Annotated in this window: 24 protein-coding genes; 1 reads left to right on the forward strand and 23 read right to left on the reverse strand. The window is 49.0% G+C overall.

All coding sequences use genetic code 11. The annotated features are described in order from the left end of the window. Nucleotides 1-14: 14 nt before the first annotated feature. From argR to OF158_RS09845, 23 genes are all read right to left on the reverse strand, one after another. On the reverse strand, nucleotides 15-464 hold the full coding sequence (gene argR, locus OF158_RS09735; protein WP_014098068.1) for a transcriptional regulator AhrC/ArgR: 450 nt from the start codon (nucleotides 462-464) through the stop codon (nucleotides 15-17). A gap of 169 nt (nucleotides 465-633) precedes the next feature. Then, nucleotides 634-1,458, reverse strand: coding sequence for a TlyA family RNA methyltransferase (locus tag OF158_RS09740; RefSeq protein WP_014098067.1), 825 nt, complete (start codon nucleotides 1,456-1,458; stop codon nucleotides 634-636). Then, complete coding sequence (gene dxs / locus OF158_RS09745) at nucleotides 1,459-3,360, reverse strand: 1-deoxy-D-xylulose-5-phosphate synthase (protein ID WP_014098066.1); 1,902 nt, start codon at nucleotides 3,358-3,360, stop codon at nucleotides 1,459-1,461. 148 nt (nucleotides 3,361-3,508) lie between these two features. Next, nucleotides 3,509-4,378 (reverse strand): polyprenyl synthetase family protein, encoded by an 870-nt coding sequence (locus OF158_RS09750; protein ID WP_017550507.1) that lies wholly within the window; start codon nucleotides 4,376-4,378, stop codon nucleotides 3,509-3,511. A gap of 2 nt (nucleotides 4,379-4,380) precedes the next feature. Next, nucleotides 4,381-4,608: an exodeoxyribonuclease VII small subunit gene (locus tag OF158_RS09755; protein ID WP_013859605.1), complete on the reverse strand. Its 228-nt coding sequence runs from the start codon at nucleotides 4,606-4,608 to the stop codon at nucleotides 4,381-4,383. After that, entirely contained in the window at nucleotides 4,586-5,941 is a 1,356-nt protein-coding gene (xseA, locus tag OF158_RS09760) for an exodeoxyribonuclease VII large subunit (protein ID WP_017550508.1), read from the reverse strand. Before xseA ends, OF158_RS09755 begins: the two co-directional genes overlap by 23 nt. 158 nt (nucleotides 5,942-6,099) lie before the next feature. Further along, nucleotides 6,100-6,951 (reverse strand): bifunctional methylenetetrahydrofolate dehydrogenase/methenyltetrahydrofolate cyclohydrolase FolD, encoded by an 852-nt coding sequence (gene folD, locus OF158_RS09765; RefSeq protein WP_014098063.1) that lies wholly within the window; start codon nucleotides 6,949-6,951, stop codon nucleotides 6,100-6,102. Between the two features lie 13 nt (nucleotides 6,952-6,964). Then, entirely contained in the window at nucleotides 6,965-7,360 is a 396-nt protein-coding gene (nusB, locus tag OF158_RS09770; protein WP_026104520.1) for a transcription antitermination factor NusB, read from the reverse strand. 106 nt (nucleotides 7,361-7,466) lie between these two features. After that, a complete protein-coding gene (locus tag OF158_RS09775) occupies nucleotides 7,467-7,877 on the reverse strand; it encodes an Asp23/Gls24 family envelope stress response protein (RefSeq protein ID WP_014098061.1) in 411 nt (136 codons plus the stop codon). 25 nt (nucleotides 7,878-7,902) lie between these two features. Next, nucleotides 7,903-9,252 (reverse strand): acetyl-CoA carboxylase biotin carboxylase subunit, encoded by a 1,350-nt coding sequence (gene accC / locus OF158_RS09780; protein WP_014098060.1) that lies wholly within the window; start codon nucleotides 9,250-9,252, stop codon nucleotides 7,903-7,905. A 13-nt stretch (nucleotides 9,253-9,265) separates the two neighbouring features. Next, nucleotides 9,266-9,748, reverse strand: a complete 483-nt coding sequence (gene accB / locus OF158_RS09785; RefSeq protein WP_014098059.1) for an acetyl-CoA carboxylase biotin carboxyl carrier protein — start codon at nucleotides 9,746-9,748, stop codon at nucleotides 9,266-9,268. Nucleotides 9,749-10,071: 323 nt separating this feature from the next. Then, nucleotides 10,072-10,614, reverse strand: coding sequence for a SpoIIIAH-like family protein (locus OF158_RS09790; protein WP_013859613.1), 543 nt, complete (start codon nucleotides 10,612-10,614; stop codon nucleotides 10,072-10,074). Nucleotides 10,615-10,626: 12 nt separating this feature from the next. Next, complete coding sequence (gene spoIIIAG, locus OF158_RS09795) at nucleotides 10,627-11,280, reverse strand: stage III sporulation protein AG (protein ID WP_014098058.1); 654 nt, start codon at nucleotides 11,278-11,280, stop codon at nucleotides 10,627-10,629. Beyond that, a complete protein-coding gene (spoIIIAF, locus tag OF158_RS09800; RefSeq protein WP_014098057.1) occupies nucleotides 11,270-11,911 on the reverse strand; it encodes a stage III sporulation protein AF in 642 nt (213 codons plus the stop codon). Before spoIIIAF ends, spoIIIAG begins: the two co-directional genes overlap by 11 nt. 12 nt (nucleotides 11,912-11,923) lie before the next feature. After that, a complete protein-coding gene (gene spoIIIAE, locus OF158_RS09805) occupies nucleotides 11,924-13,120 on the reverse strand; it encodes a stage III sporulation protein AE (protein WP_014098056.1) in 1,197 nt (398 codons plus the stop codon). A 4-nt stretch (nucleotides 13,121-13,124) separates the two neighbouring features. Then, a complete protein-coding gene (spoIIIAD, locus tag OF158_RS09810) occupies nucleotides 13,125-13,514 on the reverse strand; it encodes a stage III sporulation protein AD (RefSeq protein ID WP_014098055.1) in 390 nt (129 codons plus the stop codon). 34 nt (nucleotides 13,515-13,548) lie between these two features. Continuing rightward, complete coding sequence (spoIIIAC, locus tag OF158_RS09815; RefSeq protein WP_013859618.1) at nucleotides 13,549-13,752, reverse strand: stage III sporulation protein AC; 204 nt, start codon at nucleotides 13,750-13,752, stop codon at nucleotides 13,549-13,551. 31 nt (nucleotides 13,753-13,783) lie between these two features. Next, nucleotides 13,784-14,299, reverse strand: coding sequence for a stage III sporulation protein SpoIIIAB (gene spoIIIAB, locus OF158_RS09820; protein WP_014098054.1), 516 nt, complete (start codon nucleotides 14,297-14,299; stop codon nucleotides 13,784-13,786). Next, the gene (gene spoIIIAA / locus OF158_RS09825) at nucleotides 14,292-15,218 is read right to left on the reverse strand and encodes a stage III sporulation protein AA (protein ID WP_017550511.1); all 927 of its coding nucleotides are present in this window, start codon (nucleotides 15,216-15,218) and stop codon (nucleotides 14,292-14,294) included. The genes spoIIIAB and spoIIIAA overlap by 8 nt, the downstream gene beginning before the upstream one ends. Nucleotides 15,219-15,427: 209 nt before the next feature. Continuing rightward, nucleotides 15,428-15,985 carry an elongation factor P gene (efp, locus tag OF158_RS09830; RefSeq protein WP_017550512.1) on the reverse strand — a complete coding sequence of 186 codons (558 nt, stop codon included), beginning with the start codon at nucleotides 15,983-15,985 and terminating at the stop codon, nucleotides 15,428-15,430. 49 nt (nucleotides 15,986-16,034) lie between these two features. Continuing rightward, the gene (locus OF158_RS09835; protein WP_017550513.1) at nucleotides 16,035-17,096 is read right to left on the reverse strand and encodes a M24 family metallopeptidase; all 1,062 of its coding nucleotides are present in this window, start codon (nucleotides 17,094-17,096) and stop codon (nucleotides 16,035-16,037) included. Next, a complete protein-coding gene (gene aroQ, locus OF158_RS09840; RefSeq protein WP_017550514.1) occupies nucleotides 17,090-17,545 on the reverse strand; it encodes a type II 3-dehydroquinate dehydratase in 456 nt (151 codons plus the stop codon). Before aroQ ends, OF158_RS09835 begins: the two co-directional genes overlap by 7 nt. A 125-nt stretch (nucleotides 17,546-17,670) precedes the next feature. Beyond that, a complete protein-coding gene (locus tag OF158_RS09845) occupies nucleotides 17,671-18,189 on the reverse strand; it encodes a YqhR family membrane protein (RefSeq protein WP_035184604.1) in 519 nt (172 codons plus the stop codon). Between the two features lie 177 nt (nucleotides 18,190-18,366). Here OF158_RS09845 and OF158_RS09850 point away from each other — a divergent pair, with 177 nt between their 5' ends. Beyond that, nucleotides 18,367-19,290, forward strand: a complete 924-nt coding sequence (locus OF158_RS09850) for a DUF1385 domain-containing protein (protein WP_017550516.1) — start codon at nucleotides 18,367-18,369, stop codon at nucleotides 19,288-19,290. The last annotated feature ends 154 nt before the right edge of the window (nucleotides 19,291-19,444 follow it).

The raw sequence follows: 19,444 nt of genomic DNA on the forward strand, positions 1-19,444 counted from the left end.
AACATCACCACTTTCTACAGCAAGTCCAAAAACCGTTGCGAAACCGTTTCGGTCTCATCCTGGTTTTTGCAAATGATCAGGCATGTATCATCTCCGCACAAGGAGCCGATAATTTCTTCCCAATCCAAAATATCAATCAAAGCGCCGATTGCATGCGCGTTACCGGGCAATGTTTTCAATACGATCAGGTGCCCGGCTGTATCAATGCTGACAAATGCATCTGTCAGCGCCCGTTTCAGTTTCTGCATCGGGTTGAAGCGCTGGTCGGCAGGCAAGCTGTATTTGTACCTGCCGTTATTGAGCGGCACTTTGACAAGATGAAGTTCTTTTATATCCCTTGAAATGGTGGCCTGCGTCACATTAAAGCCGGCATTGCGCAAATGCTCGACAAGCTCGTCCTGTGTTTCGATATCATAATTGGTAATCATTTCCCTGATTTTGATCAAGCGCTGTCCTTTATTCATATCCTCACCTCAAGGATGCTCTTTTGTAAATATGCATCTACTTGTATGTTAGCGCATTTACGGGCAAATGTACAAGCAGCTTTTTTCCGTAAACGGGCTTTTTTTCGGGTGCGAAACGCCCTTATACAAAGCAGCCTACCGGTTATCCAATAGGCTGCCAAATCTTTGTCTATCCCTTCCTGAGCGTGGCATGGGCTTCTTCCACCACGTCATTTACGGTTACGCGCAACCGGTTGGCGCCGCCTTCTGTTTCGCTGGCGGGCTTTACGAGGTGGATTAAAAATTCAATATTTCCTTCCCCGCCTGTAATCGGCGAGAAGGAGAGGTTTTCCACCGAAAAGTTTTCACGCAAGGCAAGCTGGATGATTTTTTCGATCACTTCGCGATGGACATTTTTATCTTTTACAATCCCCTTTTTGCCCACCTGCTCGCGCCCCGCTTCAAACTGCGGCTTAATCAGGGCGACCACATCGCTTAAAGGTGCAAGGAGCGTTTTTAATACCGGGAGGATCAAGGACAGGGAAATAAAGGACACGTCAATCGAGGCAAATTCCGGAATGCCCTTTGTGAAATCCTGCGGGGTAACATAGCGGAAATTTGTCCTTTCCATAACAACAACCCGCTCGTCCTGGCGCAGCTTCCATGCAAGCTGGTTATAACCGACATCGAGGGCATAAGACATTTTGGCACCGTGCTGGAGGGCACAGTCGGTAAATCCACCGGTCGAAGCGCCAATATCGAGAACAATTTTGTCTTTTACATTAAGTCCAAATACTTTCAACGCTTTTTCCAGTTTCAGTCCGCCCCGGGAAACGTACGGAAGGGGATCCCCTTTTACGATGAGCGGGGCATCAGCAGCAATTTTTTCACCCGGTTTATCAAGGCGGGTCTCATTTGAAAAGACAAGCCCCGCCATGACCGCCCTTTTTGCTTTTTCTCTTGTTTCGATTAATCCGCGTTCTACGAGGAGAACGTCCACCCGTTCTTTTTTCATTTAAAATGAAGCCTTTCTTTGCTGTTTTTGAGGCAATATCTGCCGGACTTCCCGGATCAGCCGGTCCTTTGTCAGCCCGATTTCCTGCCATAATTCTTTTACGCTGCCGTGCTCGACAAAGCGGTCGGGAATGCCAATACGGCGAATGATCCGATCAGAGAAGCCACGATCACCCGCAAATTCCAACACTGCGCTGCCAAACCCGCCTGCAAGCACGGCCTCTTCCACGGTTAATACCGGCATTCCGGTGCGGAAAACGGCTTCGAGCATTGCTTCATCAAGCGGTTTGATAAAGCGCGCATTGACCACTTTAACCGATATCCCTTGCTTTTGCAAAAATTTCGCTGCTTCCATGGCCATCGGAATCGTCGTCCCAAAGGTAAGGATGCACACGTCATTTCCTTCTTTCAAGACTTCCCAGGTGCCAAGCGGGATTTCTTTTAATTCTTCATCAAGCGCTACGCCGAGGCCATTGCCGCGCGGAAACCGCATCGCGATCGGCCCGCCGTCATATTTTAAAGCCGTGTATACCATATGCTGGCCTTCATTTTCGTCTTTTGGCATCATTAACACCATATTGGGCAGGCTGCGTAAAAAAGCAATATCAAATACGCCCTGATGGGTTTCGCCGTCCGCGCCGACAAGGCCCGCCCTGTCGATCCCGATGAAAACATTTAAGTTTTGCCGGCAAATGTCGTGGACAACCTGGTCATACGCCCGCTGCAGGAATGTCGAATAAATGGCCAAAAACGGTTTCATGCCCTGGGTGGCAAGCCCTGCAGCAAAAGTGGCGGCATGCTGCTCGGCAATCCCGACATCATATACCCTTTCCGGAAGCTCCTGCTGGAACCGTTCCAGCTTCGAACCAACTGTCATTGCCGGCGTAATCGCGACAATGCGCGCATCTTCCTTTGCAAGGCTGAGGACGGTATCGCTAACAAGTTTGCTCCAGGCAGGAGGGGCATCCGCCGGTTTGATAAAATCGCCGGTTTCAATTTTATACTGCCCGGTGCCGTGCCAGGCGCCTTTCGTATCGTTTTCGGCCGGTTCATATCCTTTTCCTTTTTTGGTAACGACATGCAAAAGAACCGGGCCTTTCGTCTTTTTGGCATACTGAATATTTTCGAGCAATGCATCAAAATGATGGCCGTCAACAGGGCCTAAATAAGTGAAACCGAGTTCTTCAAAAAAAATCCCGGAGACAAGCAAATATTTCAATGAGTCTTTCAGCCGTTCTGCAGTGGCCGCAAGCTTTCCGCCGACAGCCGGAATTTTTTTCAGCAGGAATTCCAGTTCATCTTTTGCGCGCCGGTATTTATTCGCCGTTCGCAGTTTGCCGAGCACCTGGTGAAGCGCGCCGACGTTCGGGGCAATCGACATCTCATTGTCATTCAGCACAACGATGATATCCCGTTTTTCATGGCCGATATGGTTGAGCGCTTCAAATGCCATGCCGCCGGTCAGCGCGCCGTCTCCGATCACCGGGACAATATACGATTTTTCTCCTTTTAAATCGCGGGCGACCGCCATGCCCATCGCGGCGGACAAGGAAGTGGAACTGTGCCCGGTTTCCCAGACATCATGAATGCTTTCATTCCGTTTCGGAAACCCTGAAAGCCCGTGGTATTGGCGCAGTGAGCCGAACTCTCCAGCCCGGCCGGTTAAAATTTTATGCACATATGACTGGTGTCCCACGTCCCAAAGAATTTTATCATTCGGGCTGTCAAAGCATTTATGCAGGGCAAGCGTCAATTCCACGACACCAAGATTCGGCCCGATATGCCCGCCGGTCTTCGACAATGTTTCAATCAAAAAGCGGCGGATTTCCGCGCTCAGTTGTTTCAAAGCGGGGATGTCCATTTGTTTCAAAAAGGACGGGTCCTTGATCGATTCAAGATCCAATGCGGATCACTCGCTTTCCTCATCAATATACGGCATCACTTACATCTATTATAAACAATCAACGCGTTTAGACAAGAAATACCTCATTTAAACAAACGCCGCCGGTTTTGCTGTTCCGGCCGTTCGGTTTGCGCCAAATGAACGGCCGTTAATGGTCCCGCGTTTCGATCATCCCCGTCAGTTCCATTAAGGCGCCGGTTTCAGCGCCGGTTTCAGCGAGGCACTGCTTTGCAAGGCGAGTATGGCGCCTGAGTTCTTGTTTGGCACCCTCAAGCGTTAAAAGAGCCGGATATGTACTTTTATGGCGGGATTCATCGCTGCCGACCCGCTTGCCGATTTTTTCCTGTTCCCCCTCGATATCCAATATGTCATCCCGGATTTGAAAAGCGAGGCCGAGATGATCGGCAAATTGCCCGAATTTTTCCAGCTGCTCTGTTGACGCGCCGCCAATCATCGCGCCGGCAAGCACGCTGAAACGAAGCAGTTTGCCGGTTTTGTGGGCATGGATATATTGTAGTTCCTCGAGGGTCAGTGTTTTATTTTCGCCTTCCATATCCGCCACCTGCCCGGCGACCATGCCTTCCGGACCCGCAGATTTTGCAAGGAGCGCAATCAGTTTTACCTTCAAAGCGTCATCCAACCCCGGATCTTCGGCAATCAGTCCGAAACTGTGCGTCAAAAGGCCGTCGCCGGCAAGAATCGCCACCGCTTCGCCAAATACTTTATGGTTGGTCGGCTTTCCTCTCCGCAAATCATCATCGTCCATTGCCGGGAGGTCATCATGGATCAGAGAATAAGTGTGGAGCATCTCGACTGCACACGCGGTCTGCATGCCCCGACCAGCCGGTTTACCGAGCGCGGATACGGTTGACAACAAAAGAAGGGGGCGGATCCTTTTCCCCCCGGCCTGGAGGGAATAATGCATCGCGTCTTTTAATACAGCAGGCGCACGAAGATCCGCGATATATTGTGCCAGGTGTTTTTCAATTTCTTTCACATCATACGCAGGCTTCTGCACGGTTATTCCTCCTCCCGGATCTCAAAATCCTGCTCTTCGCCATCCTCCGACATGATTTTTGCCAGCTGTTCCTCTACATTTTTCAGTTTTCCGTGGAGTAATTTGGACAGCTCCATTCCCTGTTTGTAAATGGAAATGGCTTCTTCGAGGGGCACATCCCCTTCTTCCAGTTTCCGCACAATGTCTTCCAGTTGCACCATCGCTTCTTCAAAAGTTAATGAATCGGCCATCTTTTTTCCCCCTTTCAATTTTATCTACCGTGCACAAAAGGCCGCCGTCCGTCAACCGGACCCGGATCGTTTCACCCGTTTTGGCCTGGCTTGTTTTTTTCAGGATCGTTCCGTCTTCCGCCATAGCCAGACTGTAGCCCCTTTCCATTACTTTCAACGGGCTCAGCGCTTCAAGGGCGGAAATATTTTTGGCAAAACGATGCTGCTTCTCCCGCAAGACCGCTTGCATTTGCTTCACGAGGTTTGCTTCAAGGCTCGTGAAATTCCGCCGCGCCTGCAGCAGTTTCTGTTCAGGACGGTTGCGCAAAAGCCGGCCGTGCAGATTGCGGGTTTGTTCCTCCGCTGTACCGATTAAGCGCCCCGCTTCCCTGTGCAGGCGATCTGTAAGGCGATCAGCCTGCTCGATTTGCTGGCGGATGAGCCGGTAAGGATTTGTCAAAACGGGCGACCGTTCAAGGTAAGCAAGCCGGCTTTTTTCATAGCGTACTTTCTCCCGCATGTTTCGTATAAGCCGCGTCTTTAAATGCAAGATTTTTTCCCGTACGTCATCAATATGGGGAACAGCAAGTTCAGCTGCAGCAGTCGGCGTCGGTGCCCGTAAGTCTGCCGCAAAATCGGCGATCGTAAAATCCGTCTCATGGCCGACAGCAGAAATCACCGGAATATTTGACGCAAAGATCGCCCGGGCCGTTATTTCTTCATTAAAAGCCCACAGCTCTTCGATGGAACCGCCGCCCCTTCCGACGATCAGCACATCCGCTTTGCCGATCCGGTTTGCCTGTTCAATTGCCTTTACAATCGAAGGGGCTGCATTTTCCCCTTGGACAAGGGCCGGATGTAAAATGATTTCAGCAACCGGATATCTTCTCCTGATGGTGGTGATGATATCGCGGACAGCAGCCCCTGTCGGCGATGTGATCACCCCGATCACTTTCGGATAAGCCGGGATGGGCCGGCGGTTTTGAAACAGGCCCTCTTTCTCCAGTTTTTCTTTTAGCTGTTCAAAAGCAAGATAAAGTGCGCCGATTCCGTCAGGCTGCATGCTTTTCACATACAGCTGGTAACTGCCGCCTGCTTCATAAACAGATACGGAACCCGTAACGAGCACTTTCATACCGTTTTCCGGCATAAACTTCAACGTCCGGTTTGCAGAAGCAAACATGACCGAAAGCAGTCTCGCTTTTTCATCTTTTAATGTAAAGTACATATGGCCGCTTGAATGCCGTTTGAAATTGGAAATTTCCCCTTTTACATGGATATCGTTTAAATAAGGGTCCGCGTCAAATTTCCGTTTGATATATTTTGTCAGCGTGTGTACGGATAAATATTGCATCGCTTTCCACCACCTTTCTCATGCATGAAGAAAGCTGCCTTCCCGCCGGAAGTCAGCTTTCTTTTAATGCCGCCCGCTCCCAGCACAAATGTCTCCCGGCACACTTCCGGACGATAAGCGGTTTTCCGGAAAAATGCCGTGACGGCAGGGCAGCCTGTTTAACGGTACAAGCGTTTTGCGGCTTTTACTGTATTGGAAAGCAGCATGGTAATCGTCATTGGCCCTACGCCGCCCGGGACAGGGGTAATATAGGAAGCTTTCTCCTTTACTTCATCAAAGTCAACATCCCCGCACAGCTTCCCGGACGCGTCACGGTTCATCCCGACATCAATGACGGCAGCACCCGCTTTGACAAAATCCGCTTTGATGAATTTTGCTTTGCCGACAGCACTGACCAAAATATCCGCCTGGCGGGTGAAAGATTTTAAATCGGCCGTTTTCGAATGGCAGTATGTGACGGTCGCATTTTCATTGAGGAACAGCTGGCCGCATGGTTTGCCGACAATATTGCTGCGGCCGATTACGACAACATGCTTCCCTTCGATCCGGATGCCCTTTGACTTCACCATTTTTAAAATTCCGTGGGGGGTGCAGGGTAAAAAGGTATCCTGGCCCGTCATCATCCTCCCGATATTTATCGGATGGAAACCGTCCACATCTTTCTCCGGGCTGATCGCTTCCACGATTTTTTGCGCATTGATATGCGGCGGCAAAGGAAGCTGGACGAGAATCCCGTGAATGTCAGGATCTTCATTTAAGGTTGCGATATGTCCGAGCAGTGCCTGTTCCGACACGTCTTCGGGAAGCTCGATTAAAACGGATTTCATTCCGAGCGCGCGGCACGCTTTTTCTTTGTTTTTGACGTATGTACGTGAAGCCGGATCGTTTCCGACTAATATGACAGCAAGCCCCGGGATAATCCCCTGTTGCGTTAACTGCTCCGCTTCCGCCTTTATCTCTTTTCTGAGTGCTTCGGCCAGTTGTTTTCCGTCAATGATTTCCGCTCCCATTATCCATCCCCCGTTATTTAGATTCAATCGAGTCTTTCATTTGATTCAAAACGCCATTAATAAATTTGGCAGATTTTTCATCTGCAAACCGTTTGGCAATCTCGAGTGCTTCGTTGATCGCCACATTGGCGGGCACATCCTCTGCGTACATCAGTTCGTAAGCGGCAAGGCGCAAAATATTGAGTTCCACTTTTGCAAGCCTGTCAAGCGTCCAATTTTCAAGATGCTGGCTGATCATGGCGTCGATTTCCGCGAGATGTGTTGCCGTTCCGTTTACCAATTTCTCAAGATAATCATCACTTTCCTGCCCGTCCAGCGCATTCCGGATCGCATCTTCCGGGCTCGCTTCATTCATATCCATCTGGAATAAAGCCTGAAGCGCTTTTTCGCGGGCGGTTCTTCTTTTCATCATTCGGCAGTAACTCCTTTAAAAAGCTCAAATTCGCATGCTTTTATTGTAACAGAAAGGTGGGACCAAAAAAAGGCCAGGACGCTTTGCCCGGACCCTTTTTCTCTTACTCTTCCGCCTGAAATTCAGGCTCCGCTTTCTGCGTATCAAATTGAATGCCGACAATATGAATATTCACTTCCGACGCTTCCAGGGCAGTCATATTGAGCAAAGCCTGGCGGATATTATCCTGGACTTCCTGGGCAACTGCCGGAATGGAAACGCCAAAATTCATGGTGCAATAGACATCGACTTTAATGCCATCATCACTCAGTTCCACTTTTACGCCTTTCCCGTGGTTTTTCCTGCCAAGGCGCTCCACGACGCCGCTTGCGAAATTGCCACGCATTTGGGCAACCCCTTCGACTTCGGAAGCGGCAATGCCCGCAATCACTTCAATCACTTCAGGAGCAATTTCCACTTTTCCCAAGCCGTCTTCATCATGATGCATTTCCAACATTTGGTTGTCTTCTGCCATCTTCAACACCTCCTATAATTACACGTTATTTCATTACATCATATTTTTCAAGGAATTTCGTGTTGAAATCCCCTTCGACAAAAACTTCATGTTCGAGGAGGCGCTGATGGAACGGAATCGTCGTGTGGACGCCTTCCACGGCATATTCGCTGAGCGCGCGTCTCATGCGAGCAATCGCCTCATCGCGCGTCGCTCCGTAGGCAATGAGCTTGGCAATCATGGAATCATAATACGGCGGAATGCTGTAACCCGGATATACGGCCGATTCCACGCGGATGCCGATCCCGCCCGGCGGCAGGTAAAAGTTAATTTTGCCCGCAGACGGCATAAAATTCTTTTCCGGATTTTCGGCATTGATCCGGCATTCAATTGCCCAGCCGTTCCATGTGACTTCATCCTGCTTTAAGGATAACGGTTCCCCGGATGCCACAAGGATCTGTTCTTTGACAAGATCCACGCCAGTGACCATTTCTGTAACCGGGTGTTCCACCTGGATGCGGGTATTCATTTCCATAAAGTAAAACTTCTGGTTGCGGTGGTCAAAAATAAACTCGATGGTGCCGGCCCCCGTATAGTCAACCGCTTTTGCCGCTTTCACGGCAGCCTGCCCCATTTCTTCGCGCATTTCGCTCGATAGTGCCGGGGACGGGGATTCTTCAAGCAGTTTTTGCAGCCGCCGCTGGATGGTGCAATCCCGTTCGCCCAGGTGGATCACATTGCCGAATTTATCAGCCATGACCTGGATTTCAACATGGCGGAAGTCTTCAATGTATTTTTCAAGATAAACACCCGGGTTGCCGAAAGCAGTCGCGGCTTCCTGCTGGGTGATGTGGATGCCTTTTACAAGCTCTTCTTCATTCAAAGCTACGCGGATCCCTTTGCCACCGCCGCCGGCCGTTGCCTTAATAATCACCGGATAGCCGATTTTTTTTGCGACGACTTTTGCTTCTTCTGCGTCTTTTACAAGCCCGTCCGAACCCGGGACAATCGGCACGCCCGCTTTTTTCATCGTTTCGCGCGCCACATCTTTTGCGCCCATTTTCGCAATGGCTTCCGGGCTTGGCCCGATAAACTCAATATTGCATTCTCGGCAAAGCTCGGCAAAATCGGCATTTTCAGCAAGAAATCCGTAACCGGGATGGATCGCGTCACAGCCTGTTAAAGTTGCTGCGCTGATGATGTTGGCAAAATTTAAATAACTGTCTTTCGATGCTTTCGGGCCGATGCAGTACGCTTCATCCGCAAGCTGGACATGCAGTGCATCTTTGTCCGCTTCCGAATAAACGGCCACGGCTTCAATCCCGAGGTCGCGGCAGGCACGGATAATCCGAACCGCAATTTCGCCGCGGTTTGCAATCAAAACTTTTTTAATCATGAAAGTCCGCTCCTTACTTTGTCTTTACCAAAAATAATGGCTGGCCGAATTCAACAAGCTGGCCGTCTTTGACGAGGATATCTACAATTTCCCCTTCCACTTCCGCTTCGATTTCGTTAAACAGCTTCATCGCTTCAATCATGCATACAACCGTATTCGGGCTGACTTTGGAGCCGATTTGCACATACGGTTCTTCTTCCGGGGAACCCGCCTGGTAAAAGGTGCCAACCATCGGCGACACGATTTTATGCAGATTTTCGTCGGCTGCTTGCGCCGGAGCTTCAGGCTGCGGGTTTTCTGCAAGCTGGCGGGGCTGCGCAGGCATTTGCGGGGGTGCGGAAACCTGAGCCACTTCACGCACCGGGCGTTCAATGACTTGGACGCCGGTGTTTTTCTTCATTTTGATGACGGTCCCGTCGTTTTCAAATTCAAATTCATCGAGGTTTGAACGGTCCACAAGCTCGATCAAAGCCTGGATTTCCTCTACTTTCAGCATATATGACACTCCTTCGTTTTTTCAGCTTCTAAAATTGTTAACAATTTATGAATAAATAACTATCCATATCATACGATAACCGGAGGCGAAAATTCAATCATTTGTATAAAAAACGGATTCCCGGCACATTGCAAAAATGCCCTTCCCCGCTTGGCGCAAAAAGGAGGAAGCGTTTTACGGAAATTTAAAATCACGCGCAAATCTATTTTTCAATCATTTTTCAATCATTTTTTAAATATAGAAAAAAAGCCCGGCAAAAAAGCAATCTCCCTTGTTTTCCGCACAGAAAAAAGGGCTGTAACCGCCCCCTATTCTGGCTTTCCTTAATTTGTCTGGAATTCCACGGCCAGTTTTGGCGTATTGCCCAATTCCTGGTTCACAAGCTTGACGATTTCATTTGCAGCCGCTTTATCGTGCTTTTTCGATTTGACGGTCACGACCACTTCATCGCCGTCTGCCTGAACGAGCGCATCCTCATATCCTTTTGCTTTGATCAGGCTTTCTAAAACCTGTTCTTTATTCGCCGTCTCCGTTAATTTTTTCATTTCATCCATTGCCTTGCTTTTTTCATCCGGCGTCAGGTCGGTCGATGCGAGTTTATTGGTCAGTTCTTCCTGCTTTTTGCTCATTTCATCCTGCCGCTCAAGGCGGAGCGTCTCAAACACTTCATCACTGGCAGACTTTGTTGTCAATTTGATTTTTTGCGAACCGGAAGCCTTTTCCTTCGTTGCCGCAGATTCCTTTTCTTTTTCTTGCCGGGTAACCTGATTCGTCGTTTTTGGTTCCGCCGTCACATAGTACACGGACAAAACCACAACAAGGCTTAACATGGTCAACAGCCAGACCGTTTGTTTTTTCAAAAGCATACCCATTCCTCCTCATTCTTTTTTTGGCATGACGGAAACACGGTAACTTGCGATATCAAGGGCGCTTGCAACAGCTTCTTTTACCGATTTTTGGATGGAGACGTCGCCGCCACCCTCGCAAACGACTAACACCCCTGTGATCTCCGGCTTCCTGGTTTCCGTTACAAGCGGCACTTCCTTGTCCCCGTTTTGGACGATGACGACTTTATCATCTTTTGAAATGCTGTCAATTTTCCGTTCCCCGCCGTTTTTATCTGTTTCGGTTGTCGTTTCATTCCGGATGGTGGCGTTTTTTTCGTACACTTTGCTTTCTGATGTGGCCACATTCACTTGGACGTTTACGGAACCGACGCCCTTGATTTGTTCCAGAATGCTTTTCAGTTCTTTCTCATATTGGTTTTCGTACGTGGAGATCGATTTTGATTTTTTGGAAGTGCCTGCACCGAATGCGGCTGTCCCTTTTCCGCCTGCCGTTTTTACGGGTGAAGATGCAGTCAGCGCTTCGTTTTTTTCGCTTGAAGTCCCGAAAAGGTCGTTGATAAACATCATCCCGAGACCGGAGATCAATAGTACGGTTAACAACACAAGCTTTTTCTTTTTATCCGGCGGGCCGGATGGCAGCCATTTTTCTTTCAGTTTTTTGAACGGTCCCTGGTTACGATCCATTTTCGTTTTCAAGCCCCCCTTCGAAACGGAGATCAATTTTTTCTTTATTGATTTTCCAGCGATTTGACAACATGGCAATGATCGATTGCTGCTCCCGTGTGCTTTGTTTTTCTGTTTGTTTATCCGTCCCGATTTCAACCGGTTTAATGGCAGCAACAGTCTCTTTTTCGTTTTGCGCTTCCAGATAGACGTGGATTTTTTTTACGTTTGACGCTTTTAAAGCGGTAAGATCCCCGCTTTTGGCCCCGTCTTTCCACTCGACCGTGATTTTTGAAATCGATTTTCCAAACGCTTCCTCTACCTCCCCTTCCACATCCTGCTTCAGTTGGACAGCCATTTGTTGTAATGTATATTCCTGCTGCATGTCATTTATTTCTTTTTTCTTCGTTTCAAGCGCATTTTCTTCCGCAGACGGGCTTGAAGTACTGGAATCCCCGAATTTTTCTATCCATATGGCAGGATCTGTGGAAAAGAGCCGGAATACGGGTGTGACGATGATGGCAATGAGCAAAAGCCCGGTCACAAGCTTTGTATATTTCCGCATCCCGGAGTCAGGCAGAAGCATGTCCGTTATGGTCGCCAAAAGGATAAAAATGATGATATTCAGCACCCATTTTGTCAAAACGTCCACAGGTCTCCCCCCTTAACGCATCATCATCGTAAGATTGCCCGCCGTAACGATGATCGTAATGCTGAGAAAAAACATGATGGTCACAATCGCGAGGGCGGCAAATACGTACAGCATGTTTTTGCTGATGATATCAAGACAGCTGATGACCGGCCCCCCGCCGAGCGGCTGCAAAAGGGCGGAAGCGAGCTTGAACATGAACGACATGGCGAAAATTTTGATAGCCGGAAACGCCGCAATGAGCAGCACAATGGCGACACCTGCAATGCCGAGCGTATTTTTCAAAAGGACGGAAGCGCTGATCACCGTATCGGCGGCATCCGTCAGCATCCGCCCGACAACCGGGACAAAATTGCCGGTCACAAATTTTGCGGTCCTGACCGCAAGCCCATCCATCACCGCCGTTGCCGTCCCCTGAACGGACAAGACGCCTAAAAACACAGCCATAAAAGCGCCGAGTATGCCGATCCCGAGATTGCGCAACAGACCGGCCAGCTGTGTTGCTTTGTGCTGTTCCGAGAGGGTGCTGACGACGCCTAAGAGCGTTGAAAGCAGCAGAAGCGGCAGCACGATGATCTCGACCAGCATGCCGCTTGTGCCGGAGAGAAAAATAATGACCGGGTGAAAAAAGGCTGCCGATCCGGCGCCGCCCGATGTGGAAAGCAGCGCCAGCAAGAGCGGCATCAGCGCCAGGATAAAACCTTTCATTGTCCGGATCGCCTCAAGCGCATATTGAAGGGCGACATGAAAACTGTTCAGGGCAATAATGACGAGCACCATGAAAACAACCGCATACGCAATTTTGCTGATCGTCCCTTGCTGGAACGAATGATGCAGGTTTTCCAGCAGGATGCTCAGAATCGTAAGAATGATGAGGGAGCCTAATAGTTTTGCATTGATCAGCAGCTCCTGAAAAATATACGAAAGCAGCCCTTTCAGCCAGGCTTGCAAAGAAAAATGCTTTTCGCCTTTCATAAAATCCATAAGGCTCCCTTTCTGGCTTTCCGGCAAGTATCCGCCGTATTTGCTGACAATTTCATCCCAGTAGTTTTTCAGTTCTGATAAGTCCAATTGATTCAGTTGTTCATCGACCATTTTTTCCGGAATGTTCTCCTGTTTGTCCGTATTTTCCGAAGCGGCGGATGCCGGCTGTGCGAAGAAACAGAAGGCAAACAGAATGAAAAGCGCGATGCACATTTTTTTGCGCCCCATATTCTCAACTCCCTGCACGCGGAACGAGATTGACAATCGTTTCAATCAGCACGGTAAGAATGGGGATGGCCATTGTTAAAATTATGATTTTGCCGGCCAGCTCCACCTTTGCCGCAAGTGCCCCCTGCCCGGCATCTTTTGTAATATTGGATGCAAAATCGGCGATATAAGCGACGCCGATAATTTTCAGGATCGTTTCGATATACATCGTGTCGACATTCCCTTTTTGGGCAATTTTTTGCAGCAGGCGGATGATCTCATATATCTTGTCCACCAGAAATAGAAAGATAAAACAGCCGGCAAAAAGCGTCAGCAAAAAGGCAAAATTCGGTTTCTGCTCTTTTAATATGAGCGCAAGGAAAGTCGTGATGAGCGCCACACCCGCAATTTGCAAAATTTCAATGGGAAATCCCCCCTTTTTTCCCGGCTTACTGAAAAAGAAAGACCGTTTTGATTTTGGAAAACAAATCCCCTACGATGGATGCCACTAAAAACAAAATGTAAAGAAAACCGAGAAGCGTAACCCATTGCGCATATTCTTTTTTGCCAACCTGGTCAAGAATCGTGTGGAGAAATGCGACGACAATCCCGACCCCGGCAATTTTAAAAATGATATCCACATCAATGCCCATTGCTTTTCCCCCAATATGATCCGTGCATCTCTCAGATCAGTAAAATAGCGATCAGTAAACCCGTGAGGACGCCAAGGCTTTTTGCCATTTTTTCATAGCGGAGCTGCCTTTCGTGCGCTTCTTTTTCTTCCCGTTCCAAATGCGAAAGGGCCAGGAGCAGCTGCTTTTGCTCGGTATAGCGGTCATGTTTGCCCAGGTTTTCCCCGAGTTGCCGCAATACTTCATACTCATTTTCTTTCAGGGCCGTCAGTTCCCAAATCCCGTCAAGGCTTTTTTCCCATGCTTCTTTTACCGTTGTTTCCAATGTTGTCAACTGGCCGGCAAAGGAACGGAAGAAGGCGGCAGCCGGATCCGGAAGCTGGTCTGACAGTTTTCTTGCCGCTTCATGCAGCGGGGTATGCCCGTACATGATTTCCACCTCCAGTGCTTGAAGCGCGCTTTGAAAAATTCTTAGCTGGCGGGGGCGTTCGCTTAACCGTTTCGCTGCCTCAAAGCCGATGAAACTGGTGGCGAACACAATCAGTGCTGCTCCAAAAAGTTTAAGCACGGGAAACACCTTCACCGGTACGAATGATGTTCCCTTCCGCATCCCGGACTGCTGTTACCCTTCCCGGCCGGCTCCCCCGCGACAGTTCGAGAAAACGGTCAAACGCATACGATTCGAGGATTTTCTTTAAAATCGGGCGCTTATTTATATCCCGGAAGTTTTCCCCGTGCGTTGTCATGACGAGCGAAATGCCCGCATTTACCGCCTCCATAATTGCCGCCGCATCTTCTTCGCGGCCGATCTCATCCACGATGATGACATCCGGGCTCATCGACCGGATCAGCATCATCATCCCTTCCGCTTTCGGGCAGGCATCCAGCACATCGACCCTTGGCCCGAAATGGAGTTGCGGGATGCCGTGGACGCAGCCGGCAATTTCAGACCGTTCGTCGACAATTCCCACTTTGGCGGGCGAAATGCCGCGTTCCGGGATGCCGGTTGAAATCAGCCGTGCGATATCCCTTAAAAATGTCGTTTTCCCGGTCTGGGGCGCCCCGATGATCATCGCGGACAACCAGTGCCCGTTGTGAAGGGCAGAAAGATAAGGATCTGCAGTCCCGATTTTTTCCCGGGCAATCCGGATATTAAAAGATGAAAAATAGCGGATCGCCTTTACTTGTCCATTTTCAAGAATGACTTTCCCCGCGAATCCGACACGGTGCCCGCCGCTGATCGTGACATATCCCTTTTTCAGCTCTTCTTCAAGGGCGTAAAAGGAGAAATTCGCAAGCCGGCTGATCAGCTGCTCGGCATCGCTCTCCGTTGGCATGTAGCGCAAAAAATGCGGGATTCCTTTTGAAGTAATTTCAAGCGGGCGGTTTACGCGGATGCGGATTTCTTCCACATCTTCGAGTATATCCCCCAACTTTTCCAGCTGGTTGGATAAGGATTTCGGCAAAATGCCCAGCAAATCTTCCATTCTTCATCCCTGCTTTCAAAACATACAGTTTGGTTCATGGATAGTACAATCTATTCGCCGGGTTTGAAAACTATGACAAGGAAGCAGTGGCAGGCTCTGAAAGTTTAAGTTGTTTATAATATGATTATGTAAACTTATTTTTTTCCTATCTTGCCGGAAAAGCAAAAAAGCTTGACGCCGTTTGGGACGCCAAGCTTTTTTCAAAGCAATCAGGCACGGGACACGTATGAACCGTCCGTTGTATTGATGATCAATTTATCGCCTTCATTTACAAAGAAAGGCACTTGTACCGTCAGGCCGGTTTCAAGCGTGGCCGGTTTGGACCCGCCTGTTGCCGTATCGCCCTTTACCCCCGGTTCCGTATGGGTAACTGTCAGCGTGACCGTATTCGGGAGTTCAATGCCGAGCGTTTCTCCTTGGTACATGATCATTTGCACTTCCATGTTTTCCAGCAAGTATTGCAGCTCGTCTTTAATTTGGGCGCTGCTCAGCTCGATTTGTTCATACGTTTCCGTATCCATAAATACGTGCTGGTCGCCGTTTGCATATAAATACTGCATTCTCCGGTTGTCGATCTGTGCCCTTTCGACTTTTTCGCCGGCACGGAACGTTTTTTCCTGGATGGCGCCGGTACGCAAATTGCGAAGCTTCGAGCGCACAAAAGCGGCGCCCTTTCCCGGTTTAACATGCTGGAAATCGAGGACGCGCCAGATGCCGCCATCCACTTCAATCGTTAAGCCGGTGCGAAAATCGTTTACTGAAATCATATTTTTCCTCCTACATGTTCATTCGATCCCCTGTTAAGGGCTGTAACTATTATAATATAATCAGTTCTTTTGCGGAATGCGTCAGCAATTCATTCGAATTTTCGGTCATCACCGTATCGTCTTCAATCCGGACGCCGCCGACACCCGGCACATAAATACCCGGTTCGATGGTGACAACCATGCCCGGTTCCAAAGTATAAGCCGAGCGCATGGAAAGATTCGGGCCTTCGTGGATTTCAAGGCCGATCCCGTGCCCGAGGGAGTGGCCGAACGCTTCACCATAACCTTTCTGGGCAATATAATCGCGGGAAATGGCGTCTGCTTCAACACCGGACATGCCCGGTTTAATGTTTTCGACGGCAAGCAGCTGCGATTCCAGCACAATATTGTAAATTTCCTTCAATTGCTCGGAAGGCTCCCCGACGGCAACCGTCCTTGTTATATCCGAACAATAGCCTTTATAGAGCGCACCGTAATCCATCGTGACCAAATCGCCTTTTTCGATCACTTTGTCCGTCGCCACCCCGTGCGGCATGGCAGAGCGGAGGCCGGATGCGACGATGGTATCAAATGAAGAAGCGGTCGCGCCGCATTTCCTCATGAAAAATTCGAGTTCATTGGAAACTTCCAATTCCGTGACGCCCGGTTTTAAGAAGTCAAGGATATGTTTAAAAGCAGCATCTGCAATATCCGCAGCTTCTTTTAATATCTTAATTTCCGCATCTGTTTTGATCAAGCGCAAATTTTCAACAAGCCCGGAAACCGGAACCAGTTCTGCATCGAGCAGCCCTTCATACGTTTTAAAAAGCGCATAGCTCATATGGTCCTGCTCAAACCCGAGCCGTTTGATCCCCATTGCTTCTACCTGTTTGGCCACTTCCTGTTCCACCGGTCCCTGATGCTGGACGATTTCGTAGCCTTCACACTCTTTTGATGCCTGCTCGACATAACGGAAATCCGTAATAAATTTTGCCGCTTCCCCGGATATAAGGACAATCCCGGTCGTTCCCGTAAAATTGGACATATAGCGGCGGTTATACGGGCTTGTGATGAGCAAGCCGTCAATAGCGGCCTGCGGAAATGCTTCTCTCAGTTTCTCCAATTTTAACATCTTTCTTCCTCTCCCTTTTCTGCCTCAAGCAAGGCCATGAGGGCAAGCTCATAGCCGTACAGCCCAAGGCCTGCAATTTGCCCGCGCGCAACAGCCGCCGTTACAGAATGGTGGCGGAATTCCTCGCGGGCATGGATGTTCGAAATATGTACTTCAATCACCGGTAGGCGGATGGCACTGATCGCGTCCCGCAAAGCATAGCTGTAATGCGTGAACGCGCCTGGATTGAAAATAATCCCGGCAAAGCCTTCATCCCCGGCAGCATGGAGCTTGTCAATCAGGGCGCCTTCATGGTTGGATTGGAAAAAACCGATGGCAACGCCGTGCTCTCGGGCCGCCGCTTCCATGCGTGCCATCAGGGTTTTTATCGAATCTTTCCCGTAAATGCCGGGTTCCCTTTGCCCAAGCAAATTCAGATTCGGGCCGTTTAATACGAGGTATTTTTTCATTTCAAGCACCTTTTTCCCATATTTAACGTGCCCATTTTACCATAAATTGAAGAAAATTTCTATTTTTTACTTTCCGCCTGCATGTATCTGCCTGAATCCTGGGCGTTCCTCCCGCCCGGATCGATTTACGGGAGCGGGTTCGACTGTCTCTCCAGTTTTCTCTTAAAAACCCGGCTTCTTTCATACTCAAACGAAATCGAATAACCGATAAACACCCCATAGAGAATGTAAATGCAACAGCAAGTGATAATCGTATTGGCATCGAGTTTTAAAAAAGGCTTCATGCCGGGAAAAATCGGATTCAGCACAATCAGGACGACCGCGCACAGGCAAAGCCCGTAGATCGCGCCCACCCACATCGATTTCAATTTTTTAAAGAAAAGATAATAGACAAGGGCACAGCCGGTAGAGAACAATCCGTATACCAGTATGGAAATGGTTTTTCCGATCCACATTTTGCGCCAGGATCCTACCGTAAATGGTTCAAGCAGGACATTCGGTTCAATCGCCGTAAAATGAAAAGAAAAGCATAAATAGGCAACCAGGCTCCAAATGATCCCGCCCGCAAATCCGGTCACAAGCACCATTTGAAAAAAGGTCATGGAATGCTCCTGGTTTTTCATTGCTTTGCTGTTATTTTCCATATTTTCCACCCCTTCACATGGACGGCGCGCATCTTTTCTTTCTTATCTTTCCCATAAGTCTTTCCCCTAGTCGTATTTAAAATGATTTAGTAAAATAAGCGTAAGTAACGTTTCGGAAATCCATTCCGTCTTAAACGGGAAAGAAACATTCGAAGTTTAGGTTTGGGGGAGAAGAAATTGACAAAACCAGCTTATGGCGGCCAGGCAGTCGTGGAAGGGGTCATGTTCGGCGGAAAGCGGCATTCGGTCACTGCCATCCGCCGCAAAAACAACCGGATCGACTTCTTTTATCTGCCGAAAGAGACGCGCCCGTTCATTCAAAAATTAAAAAAAATCCCGTTTTTGCGCGGGATCATTGCCATCATTGAATCATCCGCAAACGGGGCAAAGCATTTGAATTTTGCAAGCGAGCGGTATGATGTTGACCCGGAAGAAGACGAAAAAAGGAAGGAAGCAGCCCCGGCAAAAACAACGGTGGTGCTCGGCGTGGCTGCTGCCGGCGTCTTGTCCTTTTTGTTTGCCAAATTTTTCATGACGCTGATTCCCGTTTTTCTGGCAGAACTGACAAGGCCGTTTTTTTCCGGAGATACCGCGCAAATTCTCATTGAAGGCGCGTTTAAGCTGCTGCTCGTGCTTTCGTATATTTATTTGATTTCTTTAACGCCGTTTATCAAGCGGGTATTCCAATACCACGGGGCTGAACATAAAGTCATCAATACATTTGAAAACGGGCTTGCCCTGACCGTTGAAAACGTCCGCTCGCAATCGAGGCTGCATTACCGGTGCGGCAGCAGTTTTATTCTGTTTACCGTGATTGTGAGCGTCCTGATTTATACGCTTGTCCCGACAGATCCGCTCTGGCTTCGCATCATCGACCGGATTTTGCTGATTCCGGTCGTGCTCGGCACGTCGTTTGAAGTTCTTCAGCTGACCAATAAAGTCCGCCATATTCCGGTTCTGAAATATCTTGGCTATCCGGGCCTGTGGCTTCAGCTGTTAACGACAAAAGAGCCGGATGACAAGCAAATTGAAGTTGCGATTTCCTCCTTTCAGGCGCTGCTTGAACTGGAATCGGGTGATATGGCTTCTGCCGCCCGTTAAAAACGGCGTTTGAAGTTTCCAGTGCATGGGAATACATTTACTATCACAAGCTTGTTTGTGCGACGGGGTACCAACCTCAAAATAAAAACGGCCGGAACCGTATAAACTGATAGAATGATGGAAAAAATGGTTAGGAAAACATGAGGAGGTGGCT

The organism is Weizmannia sp. WK01 (assembly GCF_025905465.1).
GTDB classification, from domain to species: Bacteria; Bacillota; Bacilli; order Bacillales; family Bacillaceae_C; genus Weizmannia; species Weizmannia faecalis.